The sequence below is a fragment of the Moritella sp. PE36 genome (genome assembly GCF_000170855.1).
Taxonomy (GTDB): Bacteria; Pseudomonadota; Gammaproteobacteria; order Enterobacterales; family Moritellaceae; genus Moritella.
In genome coordinates, this window is sequence record NZ_ABCQ01000050.1 from 18672 (window position 1) to 35343 (window position 16672).

At 42.5% G+C, this 16672-nt stretch carries 15 protein-coding genes; 4 read left to right on the forward strand and 11 right to left on the reverse strand.

The genetic code is table 11. The features are described from left to right. Window positions 1–352 precede the first annotated feature (352 nt). From traF to PE36_RS19290, 3 genes are all read left to right on the forward strand, one after another. On the forward strand, window positions 353–1657 hold the full coding sequence (gene traF / locus PE36_RS19280) for a conjugal transfer protein TraF (RefSeq protein WP_006033754.1): 1305 nt from the start codon (window positions 353–355) through the stop codon (window positions 1655–1657). A gap of 245 nt (window positions 1658–1902) precedes the next feature. Continuing rightward, a complete protein-coding gene (locus PE36_RS19285) occupies window positions 1903–3081 on the forward strand; it encodes a conjugal transfer protein TraF (RefSeq protein WP_043994859.1) in 1179 nt (392 codons plus the stop codon). A 135-nt stretch (window positions 3082–3216) separates the two neighbouring features. After that, on the forward strand, window positions 3217–3834 hold the full coding sequence (locus tag PE36_RS19290; protein ID WP_006033758.1) for a PepSY domain-containing protein: 618 nt from the start codon (window positions 3217–3219) through the stop codon (window positions 3832–3834). Between the two features lie 102 nt (window positions 3835–3936). Here the strand turns inward: PE36_RS19290 and recA are convergent, their stop codons facing one another. Next, entirely contained in the window at window positions 3937–4995 is a 1059-nt protein-coding gene (gene recA, locus PE36_RS19295; protein ID WP_198138637.1) for a recombinase RecA, read from the reverse strand. A 178-nt stretch (window positions 4996–5173) separates the two neighbouring features. Here recA and mutS point away from each other — a divergent pair, with 178 nt between their 5' ends. Beyond that, window positions 5174–7741 carry a DNA mismatch repair protein MutS gene (gene mutS / locus PE36_RS19300; RefSeq protein ID WP_006033760.1) on the forward strand — a complete coding sequence of 856 codons (2568 nt, stop codon included), beginning with the start codon at window positions 5174–5176 and terminating at the stop codon, window positions 7739–7741. A 20-nt stretch (window positions 7742–7761) separates the two neighbouring features. Here the strand turns inward: mutS and PE36_RS19305 are convergent, their stop codons facing one another. The 10 genes from PE36_RS19305 to pyrG form a co-directional block, all read right to left on the reverse strand. Continuing rightward, window positions 7762–8445, reverse strand: a complete 684-nt coding sequence (locus tag PE36_RS19305) for a hypothetical protein (RefSeq protein ID WP_006033761.1) — start codon at window positions 8443–8445, stop codon at window positions 7762–7764. A gap of 169 nt (window positions 8446–8614) precedes the next feature. Further along, window positions 8615–9574 carry an RNA polymerase sigma factor RpoS gene (gene rpoS, locus PE36_RS19310; RefSeq protein WP_006033762.1) on the reverse strand — a complete coding sequence of 320 codons (960 nt, stop codon included), beginning with the start codon at window positions 9572–9574 and terminating at the stop codon, window positions 8615–8617. Between the two features lie 69 nt (window positions 9575–9643). Further along, window positions 9644–10576 (reverse strand): peptidoglycan DD-metalloendopeptidase family protein, encoded by a 933-nt coding sequence (locus PE36_RS19315; RefSeq protein ID WP_006033763.1) that lies wholly within the window; start codon window positions 10574–10576, stop codon window positions 9644–9646. Between the two features lie 55 nt (window positions 10577–10631). Beyond that, window positions 10632–11273, reverse strand: coding sequence for a protein-L-isoaspartate(D-aspartate) O-methyltransferase (locus PE36_RS19320; RefSeq protein ID WP_006033764.1), 642 nt, complete (start codon window positions 11271–11273; stop codon window positions 10632–10634). Next, window positions 11270–12325, reverse strand: a complete 1056-nt coding sequence (gene truD, locus PE36_RS19325) for a tRNA pseudouridine(13) synthase TruD (protein ID WP_043994863.1) — start codon at window positions 12323–12325, stop codon at window positions 11270–11272. The genes PE36_RS19320 and truD overlap by 4 nt, the downstream gene beginning before the upstream one ends. A gap of 47 nt (window positions 12326–12372) precedes the next feature. After that, window positions 12373–12852 carry a 2-C-methyl-D-erythritol 2,4-cyclodiphosphate synthase gene (gene ispF, locus PE36_RS19330; RefSeq protein WP_006033766.1) on the reverse strand — a complete coding sequence of 160 codons (480 nt, stop codon included), beginning with the start codon at window positions 12850–12852 and terminating at the stop codon, window positions 12373–12375. Window positions 12853–12893: 41 nt separating this feature from the next. Then, entirely contained in the window at window positions 12894–13583 is a 690-nt protein-coding gene (gene ispD / locus PE36_RS19335; protein ID WP_006033767.1) for a 2-C-methyl-D-erythritol 4-phosphate cytidylyltransferase, read from the reverse strand. Window positions 13584–13592: 9 nt separating this feature from the next. Continuing rightward, window positions 13593–13871: a cell division protein FtsB gene (ftsB, locus tag PE36_RS19340; protein ID WP_043994862.1), complete on the reverse strand. Its 279-nt coding sequence runs from the start codon at window positions 13869–13871 to the stop codon at window positions 13593–13595. A 123-nt stretch (window positions 13872–13994) separates the two neighbouring features. Beyond that, window positions 13995–15296 (reverse strand): phosphopyruvate hydratase, encoded by a 1302-nt coding sequence (eno, locus tag PE36_RS19345; protein ID WP_006033769.1) that lies wholly within the window; start codon window positions 15294–15296, stop codon window positions 13995–13997. A gap of 69 nt (window positions 15297–15365) precedes the next feature. After that, window positions 15366–16672: glutamine hydrolyzing CTP synthase (gene pyrG, locus PE36_RS19350; protein WP_006033770.1), on the reverse strand; the 1307-nt coding region annotated here is incomplete at its 5' end.

Below are 16672 nucleotides of genomic sequence, written 5' to 3' on the forward strand. Positions count from 1 at the left end.
CGGTACTGTTTTTATATTATAAATTTAGTATCTCTCTATGAGTCCCGCTATTTATACTCGCTATATTAGTGAGATACAAGACAGACCAAACCAATCACACTAAATCGACGTCAATTCAAACGAAAAGATCAAGATCACAAATTCATTCCTGTAATCTAGTACTTAACATCAAACTTAAGTTCACTCATCCAATGCTAATATTTATTCATCAAGCAGAATACATCATTCACGGTTCATTACAGCGAAATGGCTCTGTCGGTTAACGGATTAATCAACACATTATCGCGCTAATGATTTACCTAATAAATGCTTGTCTAACAAACATTGCACCGTATAAAAATCAGGGATCGATATGAAACGTTCATTTATTATTTCAGCACTAACCTGCGCCATCGCACCAACCGCTTTTGCCTCTCAATTATATTTTGATGCCCGTAACGATGCGATGGGTGGTGCTGGTGTTGCATCGTCCGATTTTGTTACCGCTGCGTTTGTTAACCCGGCACTATTAGGTCAAGGTAAAACCGATTATATTGGCGTGATCTTACCGGCTATCCCATACAGCGATGATGGTCACGCTCGATATGCGCCAACCTCTTTTGGCGTCCAAACAGAGACTTCAGATGCATTTTTAGGTGCGTTAGATAATGTTAAATCAGCACAAGATGCGTATGACAATAATACCAATCTACAAACCGCGGCTGCCTACGCCAGTGCACTGGGTCAATTTGATGGCCAGCGCATGGGCATGAACGCCGGTACTAGCTTTGCGATTGCACTACCCAGCAGTGCATTGTCTGTGGCTTTTTTCGGTAACTCTTACATGACAAGTATCGCTACAGCAAAAGTAAGTCAAAACGACATCGACTTGGCAAATAGTCAAAACTTGGGTGATCTTGATAGTAAAGTCAACCTGGCAGGCGTTGCAATTTCCGACCTTGGCCTTGCTCTGTCAATGAATTGGGATGCAGATATAGCGACAGTATCTATTGGTATATCACCAAAATATCAACGTATAGATACTTACAGTTATGATATTTCGTTGAATGACGATGGCCTATCTGAGTTTGAAGATGGCTTCCTCGATGGATTAGACAAGCAAAGTCATTTCAATCTTGATGCCGGTATTGCGATTGATTTTTATGATACCTTCCGCGTTGCAATCAGTGGCCGTAACATGCTGAAGAAAAATCTAGAAATAGAAACAACAGCGTATAAAGGCATTAATCAAGCTGATGAGAAGATGGTATTTACTTTAGCGCCGTTAGTCACTGCTGGTTTTGCACTACATCATGATTACGCAACACTGACCGCAGAAATGGATTTGAACGATGCGATAGGTTTCGAAAGTAACAGTGAATCTCGCTATGCACGCGGTGGCATTGAAGCGAACCTATTTGATTTCTTACAATTACGTGCCGGTATTCGTCATGACTTAAACGATATTCGTGAAGATTTATATACCTTTGGTTTTGGTATTTCACCGATGAATTTAGTCCATATTGACCTAGCCGCGACAGTCAGTAAAAACGGCGCTTATAGCGTTTACCAGGACGGTAAATTAAGTGATGGTGGTCTTAATGCAGCCAATACAACGGGTGACGACGCGGCCTATGGTATTGATGGTTTCGTATTACAAGTATCAGCTAAATTTTAAATTCTTGATGTTCATCACATAATATAATCACACCACATAAATCATCAAGATTGTCATATTTCAATACGTTATATTGATGCATGTTAAAAGCACCTTTTAGAAGGTGCTTTTTTGTTATGTATAACCAATTAATACCCATCAAAAACAATATTTGTGTTTATCCTCTATAACTACACAGGTCGATTTAGATAATGCCGTACTGCATCGAGCCCGCGATAACTCTCTCGAACTTGTAAGGATACATCATGAAGAAGCATACGCTGTCGACACTCATTGCTCTCACCCTGTCTAGCGGTTACATATCCCCCATCAACGCTGCCCAACATTATTTCCAATCTCGCAGTGATGCAATGGGGGGAACAGGTGTCGCATCCGCACACTACCTCAGTGCGCCTTTAATGAATCCGGCACTACTTTCTCGTTTTTCACATAAGGATGATCTCGGACTGTTACTCCCAACAATTGGGTTCCAAATTGCCGATAATGATGACACGATTAATGGTATCAACCGCGCTTCAGATCTAATCGATGAGTTAAATCAATATACTTCAAACTCACTGCAAGCACGAATGACAGCCAATCAACTTGCCAATCAACTTGAAATGTTAGACAACGCAACGATCCCGTTGCAAGTTGGCTTAGCAGGCGTATTAGCAATACCCAACCAGATTGTCTCTTTTGCCGTGTTTAGCAATACTTACCTAGATTTACAAGTGACTACAGATATCAATGATAGCGATATAACCGCATTAAAAAGTCCAGACCCAACCGCCATTAATGACTTAGTCTCAACAATTACGCTACAAGGTGTCGGCGTCACCGATGTCGGGTTATCACTGGCCTCAAAATTCATGCTTGGTAACACCCCTGTTTATTTAGGCGTATCGCCTAAAATGCAGGCTATCGGCTTTTATCAATATACCGATAGTATTGATGATTTTGATGCTGGTAATTTAGAAGAAGATGACAATATGAATGACGAGATAGCCTTTAATATCGATGCCGGTTTCGTTGTTGAACCAAGTAAACATTTTACCTTTGGTCTCGTAGCCAAAAACATGATTTCGCAGCAAGTGACAAATTCCGCAGAAACCCTTATTTATGAAATAAAACCACAGGTGACCACAGGATTTGCACTACACAGCGCCTGGTTTACCGCTGCTATCGATATTGATATTACCCAATCGCAAAGCCTGAGTAGTCAGGGGCCGTCTAAATATACCCGGTTCGGTGTCGAAATGGACGTTTGGGGCTGGTTACAGTTGCGCGGAGGATTCCGTTATGATGTCAATGCAAACGACAGTAATCAAGTGACATTTGGCATGGGCTTGTCTCCCTTTAGCACGTTTCACTTTGATATAACCGGCATGTTGAGTGAAGATGATACCTTTGGGCTTGTCGCGCAGACCTCATTTACCTTCTAATGCACCATCAATAATTACCGGGTAAAAAATAATGCGTGGTTTAATGCTAAAAATCATCTTATAGCACTCACCTAAACTGGTTTTTTTATTATTAAACCGTAAAATAACGACAATCATATTTTTTTATAGACAGCAATGAATACTTACCAACTGCATCGCTACCTTGGCTACTTATTAATATTACCTGTAACGCTATGGGCATTTACCGGCGCATTTTTCTTAATTAAACCTGGTTACAAAAATGCCTATGAGCAATTGCAAATAACCAGTTATCCGCTCAATGCAACGTTACCACTGTTACCCGAACCTGAATGGCAAGCGATTGCTATTAACCGCAGTATTTTAGGTAGTCACTATCGCGTCAAAATAGACAATAAATGGCAGCATATTAATCCGTTAAATAACCAAATGCAGCCTGAACCTGATAGTCAAAGTATCATCAACTTATTGCAAGATGCAATAAAACATCACCCAGATCGTTATGGCGCAGTATTAACTTACCAAGACGGGATCGCCTTTACCGATACCAAGATAAAACTCATGTTTGATTGGACACGTTTAAGCCTACGCCAGCAAGGTGCTGACAGTCGTATTTTTAATACTATGTATGATATTCACTATCTACGTTGGACAGGCAATAAATCGTTTGATCAGTGGTTTGGTTATATTGGTTTAGGATTGTTGGTATTGATGGCACTCACAGGGGTTGTGATGATCATAAAATCAGCGAGAAAGTATAATAAGACCGAATAACGAGTAAAGCATGCATAGAAAAAGGCAGGTATGTCGCCATACCTGCCTTCTATATCTATTCATTCAAATAGCGTAAATCAAATGACTAAACACTAGTTAATATTAAAATTCTGTTTCAACTTCAGGAGTCTTAACGTCAGCCACTTCGTCGCCTTTATTACCCAGTAGGTTAGCACGGATCATACCGTCTATTTCAGCAGCAATCTTCGGATTATCAGCAAGGTACTGTGATGCTTTCGCTTTACCTTGACCAATCTTGTCACCCTTGTATGAGTACCAAGCGCCGGCTTTTTCAATCAGTTTTTCTTTTACACCTAAATCAACTAGCTCACCATTACGGTTGAAGCCTTTACCGTATAGGATTTGAAATTCAGCTTGTCTAAACGGTGCTGCAATTTTGTTTTTAACCACTTTTACACGCGTTTCATTACCCGTGATCTCATCGCCATCTTTAACCGAACCAATACGACGAATATCTAAACGTACTGACGCGTAAAATTTAAGGGCATTACCACCTGTGGTGGTTTCAGGTGAACCAAACATCACACCAATCTTCATACGAATTTGGTTAATGAAGATACACATGGTATTACTCGTTTTTAAGTTACCCGTTAATTTACGCATCGCTTGCGATAACATACGCGCTTGCAGACCCATGTGGCTGTCGCCCATGTTGCCTTCAATCTCAGCTTTTGGCGTTAATGCCGCAACCGAGTCAATCACGATAATATCGACTGCACCTGAGCGCGCTAACATGTCAGTGATCTCGAGAGCTTGTTCACCGGTATCTGGTTGCGATATCAATAGTTCATTCACATCAACACCCAGTTTACCCGCGTAAATCGGATCCAGTGCATGCTCAGCATCAATAAAGGCACAAACTTTACCTTCACGTTGTGCTGAGGCGATGACTTCTAACGTTAACGTCGTTTTACCACTTGATTCAGGACCATAAATTTCAACGATACGCCCCATCGGTAAGCCACCTGCTCCCAACGCGATATCAAGAGAAAGTGAACCTGTAGAAACAGTTTCTACGTCCATGGTACGGTTATCACCTAGCTTCATGATAGAACCTTTACCAAATTGTTTTTCAATTTGTCCAAGTGCTGCAGCTAAGGCTTTTTCTTTATTCGCGTCCATTTTATTCCCCTGAGGCATAATCGAGTATTTAATTTATAGGCATAAGTATACTGTTCGTTCATACAGTATCAAGCAATAAACGCATATTTTTTTAATTATTATGAGTGGCGCATATTTACGTACAAAAAAATACAGTCGCCACCGTGCTTTAGCATTGTTATTATAGCTGCAACTATTTTTTTCAAACCGAGCCGCTATGCAACCTAACTTTCTTGCACCTCAAGACTTAACCAATCACACCCCTATGATGCAGCAATTCTTTAAGTTAAAAGCTGAGCAACCAGAGATCTTACTCTTTTATCGCATGGGCGATTTTTATGAGTTATTTTATGATGATGCCAAAAAAGCGTCGCAATTATTAGGCATCTCTCTGACCAAGCGTGGTAAGTCAAATGGTAACCCTATTCCAATGGCAGGTATCCCTTACCATTCATTAGAAGGGTATTTAGCAAAGCTAGTACGTAGTGGTGAATCGGTAGCGATCTGTGAACAAATTGGCGATCCGGCAACCTCTAAAGGTCCAGTAGAACGTAAAGTGGTCCGAATTGTGACACCCGGCACGGTCAGTGACGAAGCTTTACTTACCGAACATAATGACAATTTATTAGCCGCATTATTCCAAGATGGTAACACCTTTGGTTATGCCACCCTTGATATGGGTAGCGGCCGTTTTCTGATCAATCAATTTAGCTCAGAGGAAACCTTACTTGCAGAGCTGCAACGTACCGATCCCGCAGAGCTACTTTACTGTGAATCATTGGAATCGGTTCAACATATTAATCACCTTAGAGGTCTACGTCGCCGCCCGGAGTGGGAGTTTGATTTACAAACTGGCCGCAGCGTTTTATGTCAGCAATTTGGTACCAAAGATTTAATCGCTTTTGGTGTCGAAAATGCGCCCGTGGCCCTATGTGCTGCAGGTTGCTTAATGCAATACGTGAAAGAAACCCAGCGTACTGCACTGCCACATATCCGTTCGGTCAAGCTTGAACAAACAGAGCAAATGGTGGTGATGGATGCGGCAACACGCCGTAATCTAGAACTCACCCAAAACTTATCCGGTGGTTTTGACAATACCCTAGCAGAAGTACTGGATCATACTTCAACACCGATGGGCAGTCGGCTATTAAAACGTTGGTTGCATCAACCAATCCGCGATAGCTTGGTGTTACAGCAACGTCAATCCAGTATTCAGTCATTACTCGACGTCGGTGCGTTAAACGATCTGCAACCGATATTACGCACTATCGGCGATATCGAACGTATCATTGCCCGTTTATCATTACGCTCAGCGCGTCCGCGCGATCTGGTACGGTTACGTAATGCCTTCCAGCAATTACCCGCATTACACACACTACTGGCAGAACACGATGCCGAACACTTAAGCTCATTACAGCAATTAGCTGGTGAGTTCAGTGAGCTTGAACAGTTACTGACGTTCGCCGTTATCGACAACCCGCCAGTATTAATCCGTGACGGCGGCGTGATAGCACCCGGTTATAACCAAGAGTTAGATGAATGGCGCGCACTAAGCAAAGGGGCGACGGATTATCTCAAAGCCTTAGAAGAACGCGAAAAACAACAAACCGGTATCCCGACCTTAAAAGTCGGTTATAACCGAGTTCACGGTTACTTCATCGAAGTCAGTCGCCTGCAATCTGATCAAGTGCCAGCAACCTACATCCGACGTCAAACGCTAAAAAATACCGAACGTTACATCATTCCAGAGCTGAAAGAACACGAAGATAAAGTACTCAGTAGCCAAGGTAAGTCACTGGCACTAGAGAAACAACTTTATGAACAATTATTAGATAAGTTGTTACCGTATATTCCCGCACTGCAAGACAGCGCAGCGGCATTATCGGAGCTCGATGTACTGTGTAACTTTGCTGAACGCGCAGAAACCTTAAACTACTGTCGCCCGACAATTAGTGTCAAACCCGGTATCGACATTATCAATGGGCGTCATCCTGTCGTTGAGCAAGTGATGACAGAACCGTTTATTGCCAATCCAGTACAGCTTAATCCTGAGCGTCGCATGTTAATCATTACCGGTCCGAATATGGGCGGTAAATCGACTTATATGCGTCAAACAGCTTTAATCACCCTGATGGCTCATATCGGTAGTTTCGTCCCAGCAGAGCAAGTGACGACATCATTAATCGACCGTATTTTCACCCGGATTGGCGCATCCGATGATTTAGCATCGGGTCGTTCTACCTTTATGGTAGAAATGACCGAGACCGCGAATATCTTGCACAATGCGACGGCGAATAGCTTGGTATTGATGGATGAAATTGGCCGCGGCACCAGTACTTATGATGGTTTATCATTAGCCTGGGCATGTGCTGAATACCTGACCAATAAAATCCAGGCTTATACCCTCTTTGCAACGCACTACTTTGAGCTAACTACGCTAGCAGAGCAGCATTCTAGTCTGGTCAATGTACACCTCGATGCAGTTGAACACGGTGACTCCATTGTCTTCATGCATGCCGTACAAGACGGTGCTGCAGATCGCAGTTATGGTTTGCAAGTTGCAGCATTAGCTGGTGTGCCGAAACCTGTTATTCATGCGGCTAAAGTAAAGTTGCATGAGTTAGAACTACTCTCACACCAACCAGTGGTGACTGGTAAACGTCCACAGTTGGAAGCAACGCCCATTTCCCATCCTGTGATCGATGATTTGAGCGCCTTGAATATTGATAATATGACGCCACGTGAAGCACTCGAGGTATTGTACCGTTTAAAAGAACAACTTTAATTGCCCTACTGGAATTGCAGTTAGTTTAATTTAAATAGTTCTCGGTAAATTAAAAAGCCCAAATTATCCAAGTCATGCAAAATGGCCGTTCGCTGGTTTGGGCTTTCTGTTACATAAGTCACCACCCGCTCTAACGCCTGCCGCTGAGTCGAATAGATCCCCGCAATCACCCGATATTTAATAAGCTTGCCTGCTTGTGATACACCCATGCTATCAATATGCGCCACCGCGATATATTCCGGTACCGCAGACAAGTGATACTCTTGCTGTAGCCATTCGTTCAAATGATAGACATCATTATCCAGTGTTCTGAATTTACTGCTCATCTGCCCCTTATTAAGCGCTAATTGATAGGCATCTGTATAACTAAAACTATCATGTTCAGTCACAAGACGGTGCATAGCATGACTCATTTTCCACGAGACATCTGCAAAGTCGTGTTGTTTTAATCGCGAAGCTAGCTGTGATGAATGAATCGCTTGATCAGCAAACGCAGCGTTAAATGATGCGTAAAAAATAGTTTCTTTTTCTAGCCTTGAACCCGATAAGCCATGTATATCTGTTGGCAATACAATAAACTTAGCATCATCAGCAATGGCAGGCAGATCACTATTAATAAAGAGTCTTGGTGTGGAACAACCCGTTATCAGTGATGCTAAACTAAGCGCTAATAACAAACTGCACGAAAAACGAATAAACGACATAACCGTCCTTAAACAATCCATGTTTGCAGAGGGTTACTAAAATACTAGAAACGCATGAATAGTATGACTGATTTTAATAAAATCAGCATAAAGGCTGAATGAAGTACTAAGCATTAAGACTAGCTTAAATTTAATGACTAACTACTCAATAACCATGCTTCCCAGCATATTACAGCCTAAATAAAGCTTCAACAGATAAGCCTTGCTGGGCGAGTACTTCCCGTAGTCGTCGCAATGCCTCGACTTGGATTTGCCGAACACGCTCGCGGGTTAAGCCTATTTCACGCCCGACATCTTCCAGCGTTGAAGCATCATAACCTAACAGCCCAAAGCGCCTAGCCAACACTTCTCTTTGTTTGGGGTTCAGTTCTTCAAGCCAGCGGATGATACTGAATTTAATATCATCATTTTGGGTACGGCTTTCCGGTCCATCGCCTTTTTCATCCGATATAATGTCTAATAACGCTTTTTCGGAATCACCTCCGATAGGTGTATCAACCGAACTTATCCGCTCATTCAAGCGCAGCATTTTACTGACATCAGCAACCGGTTTATCTAATTTATCCGCAATGTCTTCAGCGGTGGGTTCATGATCGAGTTCATGGGCGAGTTCACGCGCAGCGCGAAGATAAACATTGAGTTCTTTAACAACATGGATGGGTAAGCGAATGGTTCGGGTTTGGTTCATGATGGCACGTTCAATGGTTTGCCTTATCCACCATGTCGCATAGGTTGAGAAACGAAAACCACGCTCGGGATCAAATTTCTCTACTGCACGGATCAGACCAAGGTTACCCTCTTCAATCAAGTCTAATAGAGCCAGCCCGCGATTATTATAACGTCTCGCGATTTTAACCACTAAACGCAGATTACTTTCGATCATACGTTTTCTTGAACTGGCATCACCCCGTAATGCACGACGTGCATAAAAAACTTCTTCTTCTGCGGTCAACAATGGTGAAAAACCAATCTCCCCAAGATAAAGCTGCGTTGCATCTAAGCTTTTTGCATCATTAGGAATGAGGTGCTCATCTTCAAATTTTCCCATCCCTGGCCGTGCTTTTTTATCGTTGTCAGATACTTTATTCTCTGCAATTTTTAACTTATTAGCGTCAGTTATCTTGCTCATTACGTATTGCCTCCTGACTGAAGTAAATAGCTTATTAAGATTAGTCTAATAAACTAATTTCAGTCGAGCTTAACGCTTAGGCAAGTAGCGCATGGGGTTAACGGGTTTACCGCGATAACGGATCTCGAAATACAATTCAGCACCTGAATTCGGGCCAGAATTACCCATGGTTGCGATCTTCTGGCCAGCCTTAACCCATTGCTGCTCTTTCACTAATAGCTTTTGGTTGTAGGCATACGCGCTTAAGTAATCATCGTTATGTTTGATGATGATCAAGTTACCATAACCACGTAAACCATTACCGGAATAAACCACACGACCATTTTCTGACGCGATGATATTTCGCCCCAATGAACCAGCAATATTGACACCTTGCTGTCCTGATTTACTGGTAGAATAGGTGCGAATTAATTTGCCTGAAGCTGGCCAGCTCCATTTCAGTTTATTATTACTCACCATCGCTTTGGGTTTCACCACTTTCACCGCAGGCTTGGCTTTCACCGGCGGTTTACTTTTCACTGGCGGTCTATAGCTTGTTTTAGCGGTAACATTTTTGGTGTTCGCTGGTTTAACTAATGGTTTTGATGGTGCTTTAATACTGGTTTTCGCGGTACTTTTATTGGCATTACTATTGGTTGTTTTAGCTATTTTCATCGGGGTCGGTTTTTTATAAACTGGCGCGGGGATTTTACCTTTCAGTTTTAATATTTGTCCCGGGTAAATTTGGTAAGGGTCAGGGATCTGATTTAAGGCGGCTAAAAATTTGAAATCTTGATTACTTCGCCAGGCAATGGCATACAAGGTTTCACCTTTTTTAACACGATAACTTGGCGTATTAATATGCGATCGTAGTTCAGTCTTATAACCTTGCACACTCGTGACAGGCGCGGGGTTATGATTGGCAGTCGTACAACCAACTAACTGTATAAGCAGTAAATAACACCCGATGCGGTGCCATTGGATGCACGCGCGTACATGACTTAATAGTCTCTTACTGACCATCTCTACACCTGACTCCCTGATCCGCTCTCCTGCGTATTTAATACCGACAATAGACTCACGCTAATTCGCCTTGAACCAACGGCACAAAGCGTACACTTTCAACATTCTGACTGGTATAGTTATCGCCATTACGAGTAATAATTTGTAATACTTGAGATTCGACACCCAATGGCAGAATAAGTTGCCCACCATCCGTTAACTGCGTTAATAATGCTTGTGGTACTGCAGCGGGTGCAGCAGTCACTATAATCGCATCAAACGGCCCCTTACTTGACCAACCTTGCCAACCATCGCCGTATTTCATCATGACGTTGTGCAGGTCAAGATTCTTTAACCTACGTTTCGCTTGCCACTGTAATGCTTGGATCCGTTCAACCGAATAAACACGCGGAAAAACCTGCGCTAAAATAGCCGTTTGATAACCCGAACCCGTGCCAATTTCCAGCACCCGTTGTGGATTGTTTTTCATTAACAGTTCAGTCATTCTGGCAACAATATAAGGCTGAGAGATGGTCTGCCCAGCCCCAATTGGCAAGGCCTGATTGCCCCATGCCTGCAATGCAAACGCTTCCTCAACGAAATAGTCACGAGGCGTATCTTGTATGGCAGTCAATACACTTGGTGCACTAATGCCTTGTTGTTCAAGCAACGCTTTTATACGCTGCCCTGCTACACCTGTATTACCAAGTTGGATCATACGGTTCCTGATTTAAGTTCTTGGTCAAAATGACGAATCACTACTTTTTCTTCAATCAATTCACGTACAATACTTGTCGCAAAACACCCTGATGGCAGATAGAAGCTCACCGTTAAGCTATCTTCAGCTAATTCATAACTGAAGTTTTGTGGACGCAATATTATCGCTTTGCGCTCCTGACGTAGACCTGCGGCAATGAGGCCGTCAAGCAATTCTAGATATTGCGTAATAACGCTGTTTTCAAATGCCAATGCGTCGTTCATTGCACTGCTGTTACCTTTGCCAACTAACGGGGCCGATAGTTGTAGCGCGCCTTGGGCAACACGTTCAATAATGTCGTCAGTTAAGGTTTCTTCGGCAAAGAACGAATTAGACCCCTGTAAAATGAAGCAATCACCTGACAGCGCCGTTTGCCATTTATCTTGTTTAATACGTTCACTGACAACTTGGTTGAATATCAAACTGCGCGCCGCTGAAATATAAAAACTGCGCTTATTACGATCTTTGACTTTGTGACCCGCAAACATCTCTTGTGCACGCACAATGTTATTACCATTTTGACCAAATCGCTGTTCACCGAAATAGTTTGGCACGCCGGTGGTCTTTATTTTCTCTAAACGCTCGGCTAATCCATCGGTACTGCTTAGGTCCGTTAATTTTAATGTAAACTGATTACCTTTTAATGCTCCAGTACGTAACTTTTTGTTATGACGAACAATTTTTAATATTTTAATTTGTTCTGTTTCAATAACAGAAAAATCGGGGGTTTCTTTACCCGCCATGTGAATACCAAACCATTGTTCAGTAATAGCATGGCGGTCTTTAAGCCCTGCATAACTCACATCCTTGCCTGAAACACCTGCCGCTTTGGCTAATGCCCGAGCAACATATTGGGTATTCTCACCGATCTTACGGATAGAGATGAAGATGTGTTCACCTTCACCGGTTAATTCAAAACCCAGGTCTTCAATAACCACAAAGTCGGCAGCTTCCTGCTTAATAAAACCTGTTACGCTAGGTTTGCCATATAGATATTCAAATTCAGGAAGCATTGTTCTCTCCGCATTAGGATTAGTTTGCATTAATTCATTTTCACTTATTAAGTATTTTTCATTAACAGCACGACAGCTTCGCATGCCACGCCTTCTTTACGACCAGTAAAACCGAGCTTTTCGGTGGTGGTTGCTTTCACATTTACGGCTGATAATTCGGTTTCAAGATCGGCACTTAATACGGCGCGCATCGCTTGAATATGCGGCGCAATCTTAGGTGCTTGTGCAATAATGGTGACGTCTAGATTACCAATGCGATAACCCAACTCTTTTACTTTACTAAATACGTCACGTAATAAAATACGACTGTCGATATTTTCAAACTCTGCAGATGTATCAGGGAAGTGGTGACCGATATCGCCAAGCGCTAAAGCACCAAGCAATGCATCGCAGATCGCATGTAAAGCGACATCACCATCAGAATGCGCCAAAAAACCTTGTTCATAAGGGATCGCGACACCATTAATCATCACCGGACCAGCATTACCAAATTTATGTACGTCAAAACCATGGCCAATTCTAAACATTATCTCTCTTCCCTATTGCTCTTCGTTCTTATTTTTCGTTATTAACGCTGCGTTAATTGCTGTAAAAACAGGGTTGCTAACGGCATGTCCTCTGGACGGGTTATTTTAATATTATCCGCGCGACCAATCACCATCTTAGGTGTAAACCCTAATAACTCAATCGCAGATGCTTCATCGGTGATATTGGCCTTGTCTGCTAAGCCTGTCGTTAACGCGTTGGTCAGTAATGTCACTGGAAACATCTGTGGCGTTAACGCATGCCACAGTAGCTCACGATCGACAGTGGTCATAATGTTACCTTGGGCATCTGTACGCTTCATCGTATCGCGAACCTGACACCCTAGAATAGCACCGTGTTTAGATGCCAGCGCACCAGCAATGAGACTGTCGATATCAGCATGAGTTAAACATGGGCGGGCAGCATCATGTACCAACACCCAGTTATATGACTGACAGGCCTGCAATCCTGCTAATACCGAATCAGCACGCTCTTTACCACCATCAACGCGGATAATAGCCGGGTCATTGGCAATCGTCAGTTCGGCAAACCAACCATCTTCGGGTCCGAGTGCCACAACAACTTGGGCAATACGAGGGTGGCTTAATAGCGCCGTTAGCGTATGCTCAATAACCGTTTTTTCTTGCAGCATTAAGTATTGTTTGGGAATACTCGCGCCCATGCGAGCGCCTACACCTGCGGCTGGGACCACCGCAATAAATTGTTCAGTCATCTCAGTAGCCTAGTGATCATCATTAATTATACGGTAGAAAGTTTCACCTTCTTTAATCATCCCCAGTTCATTACGGGTACGTTCTTCAATCGCGTCGTAGCCATTGCGCAGATCTAAGATCTCGTTTTTTAGCGCAGTATTACGTTCGATTAACACTTGATTATTGCTGTGCTGGATATTGACTTCACGTTCGATACGCTTGTAGTCCATCACGCCATTATTACCGACAATAAAATGATAGCTCAATAAGCTGAGAATTAAGATTAATACAAAATAAAGCAGGCGCATGACAATCATCCCGTAAATGAATCAGTTATTGTCACATATAATGCAGAAATTGGTTAGCGTATAAATAAAAAAACCCGCTTAAAAGCGGGTTTTTATTCTATTCAGAATTAACAGTTAAGCAAATTAAGCTTGACCCTTAACCTCTTTAAGACCGTGGAAAGGAGCAGCATCACCTAGCGCTTCTTCGATACGGATTAGTTGGTTGTACTTAGCAACACGATCAGAACGGCTCATAGAACCTGTTTTGATTTGGCCAGCACATGTACCAACAGCAAGGTCAGCAATTGTTGCATCTTCAGTTTCACCAGAACGGTGAGAGATTACAGCTGTAAAGCCTGCGTCTTTCGCCATCTTAATTGCCGCTAACGTTTCTGTTAGTGTACCAATTTGGTTGAATTTGATTAAGATTGAGTTAGTGATACCTTCTCTAATACCACGTGCCAAAATCTTAGTGTTAGTAACGAATAAATCATCACCAACTAATTGGATCTTGTCACCCAGTAGTTCAGTCTGGTGTTTGAAACCAGCCCAATCAGATTCATCTAGACCATCTTCAATCGATACGATTGGGTATTGGTCAACAAGACCAGCAAGATAGTGGTTAAACTCTTCAGCAGTAAATTTCTTACCTTCGCCTTTAAGATCGTAGATACCTTCTTCTTTGTTATAGAACTCAGAAGCAGCACAATCCATAGCAAGTGTAACGTCTTTACCCATTTCATAACCAGCTGCTTTAACAGCTTCTTCAATTGCAGCTAGTGCAGCAGCATTTGATTCTAGGTTAGGAGCGAAACCACCTTCGTCACCAACTGCAGTGCTTAGGCCTTTAGACTTAAGTACTTTAGCTAGGTTGTGGAATACTTCAGCACCGATACGTACTGCTTCTCTAAAAGTTTTAGCGCCAACAGGTTGGATCATGAACTCTTGAATGTCTACGTTGTTATCAGCGTGCTCGCCACCGTTGATGATGTTCATCATAGGTAAAGGCATAGAGTATTGACCAGGCGTACCGTTTAACTCAGCGATGTGAGCATATAGTGGTAAACCTTTTGCAGATGCAGCCGCTTTAGCGTTAGCCAGAGACACAGCAAGGATAGCGTTAGCACCAAATTGAGCTTTGTTTTCAGTGCCGTCTAAGTCGATCATGATTTGGTCGATTGCAGCTTGATCAGTTGCATCTTTACCCATTAGCGCTTCAGCGATAGGGCCATTGATTGCAGCTACAGCTTTAAGCACACCTTTACCTAAAAAGCGCGTTTTGTCGCCATCACGTAATTCAAGTGCTTCGCGTGAACCAGTAGAAGCACCAGATGGAGCAGGTGCCATACCGATGAAACCACCGTCTAGGTGAACTTCAGCTTCAACAGTAGGATTACCACGTGAATCCATGATTTCGCGACCAATAATTTTAACGATCTTAGACATTTTTATTTCCTTAACTATTAAAAATTTAAGTATGCCGCGTTACCACGGCACTAATATTAAAATCTCTGATTAGCTAGTTGATGATTTTTTATTTTCACCAGCTGCCTTAATGAACCCTTCAAATAATGCGTGACCATCTCGTGGTGTTGAAGTGAATTCCGGGTGGAATTGCGCAGCAACAAACCAAGGATGATTCGGATTCTCAATAATTTCGACTAATTTCTTGTCAGCAGATAAACCCGTTACTTTTAGGCCTGCTTTTTCGATTTTAGTTAGAAGATTGTTGTTAACTTCATAACGGTGACGATGACGTTCTTTAATCGTCGCACTACCGTACATTTCTCTTACTTTACTACCCGCTTTCAGATGACACAGTTGTGCACCTAAACGCATAGTACCACCCATATCTGAGCTACCAGTACGTTCTTCAACCTTACCAGTCTCATCAATCCACTCTGTAATTAAGCCAACTACAGGGAATTTAGTCTCAGGGTTAAATTCTGTTGAATGAGCGCCTTCTAGACCCGCAACATTACGTGCAAATTCGATTAACGCTACTTGCATACCAAGACAGATACCGAAGTAAGGAACCTTATTCTCACGTGCATATTGTGCTGCAAGGATCTTGCCTTCAATACCACGTTCACCAAAACCGCCCGGTACTAAAATACCATCTACTGTTTTCAGTATATCGGTGCCTCGAACTTCAAGATCTTGCGAGTCGATGTATTTGATCTTCACACTTAGACGGTTTTTCAGACCACCGTGCTTAAGTGCTTCATTTACTGATTTATAAGCATCTGGTAGTTCGATATATTTACCGACCATACCAATCACGATCTCTTCAGTTGGATTCGCTTCTTCAAAAATAACCTGTTCCCATTCAGCCAAATCGGCTTCAGGTGCAGTGATACCGAAACGGTTAACAACGAGCTCATCTAAACCTTGTGCTTTTAATAGCGCAGGAATTTTATAAATACTGTCCACATCTTTCAGTGAGATCACGGCTTTTTCTTCTACGTTACAGAATAACGAGATTTTAGCGCGTTCGTTCGCTGGTACATTACGATCAGAACGACAAATTAGGATGTCAGGCTGAATACCAATTGAACGTAACTCTTTCACTGAGTGCTGTGTTGGTTTTGTTTTAACTTCACCAGCAGCCGCTAAATAAGGTACTAATGTTAGATGCATAAACATGGTGTGATCACGGCCCATTTGCACACCCATTTGACGTAATGCTTCTAGGAACGGTTGTGATTCAATATCACCTACCGTACCGCCCACTTCTACTACTGCAATATCAAAGCCTTCACAGCCCGCAATAACACGATCTTTGATCTCATTAGTAATATGTGGAATAACCTGAATGGTGC

Excerpts from the sequence above, each read along its gene's own strand:
- PE36_RS19305 (WP_006033761.1), bottom strand. The coding sequence starts at position 8,445 with ATGTCGTTTATTCGTTTTTCGTGCAGTTTGTTATTAGCGCTTAGTTTA.
- eno (WP_006033769.1), bottom strand. The coding sequence starts at position 15,296 with ATGTCTAAGATCGTTAAAATTATTGGTCGCGAAATCATGGATTCACGT.
- PE36_RS19320 (WP_006033764.1), bottom strand. The coding sequence starts at position 11,273 with ATGATCCAACTTGGTAATACAGGTGTAGCAGGGCAGCGTATAAAAGCG.
- mutS (WP_006033760.1), top strand. The coding sequence starts at position 5,174 with ATGCAACCTAACTTTCTTGCACCTCAAGACTTAACCAATCACACCCCT.
- traF (WP_006033754.1), top strand. The coding sequence starts at position 353 with ATGAAACGTTCATTTATTATTTCAGCACTAACCTGCGCCATCGCACCA.
- truD (WP_043994863.1), bottom strand. The coding sequence starts at position 12,325 with ATGCTTCCTGAATTTGAATATCTATATGGCAAACCTAGCGTAACAGGT.
- PE36_RS19290 (WP_006033758.1), top strand. The coding sequence starts at position 3,217 with ATGAATACTTACCAACTGCATCGCTACCTTGGCTACTTATTAATATTA.
- PE36_RS19315 (WP_006033763.1), bottom strand. The coding sequence starts at position 10,576 with ATGGTCAGTAAGAGACTATTAAGTCATGTACGCGCGTGCATCCAATGG.
- recA (WP_198138637.1), bottom strand. The coding sequence starts at position 4,995 with ATGCCTCAGGGGAATAAAATGGACGCGAATAAAGAAAAAGCCTTAGCT.
- PE36_RS19285 (WP_043994859.1), top strand. The coding sequence starts at position 1,903 with ATGAAGAAGCATACGCTGTCGACACTCATTGCTCTCACCCTGTCTAGC.
- ispF (WP_006033766.1), bottom strand. The coding sequence starts at position 12,852 with ATGTTTAGAATTGGCCATGGTTTTGACGTACATAAATTTGGTAATGCT.
- ispD (WP_006033767.1), bottom strand. The coding sequence starts at position 13,583 with ATGACTGAACAATTTATTGCGGTGGTCCCAGCCGCAGGTGTAGGCGCT.
- rpoS (WP_006033762.1), bottom strand. The coding sequence starts at position 9,574 with ATGAGCAAGATAACTGACGCTAATAAGTTAAAAATTGCAGAGAATAAA.
- ftsB (WP_043994862.1), bottom strand. The coding sequence starts at position 13,871 with ATGCGCCTGCTTTATTTTGTATTAATCTTAATTCTCAGCTTATTGAGC.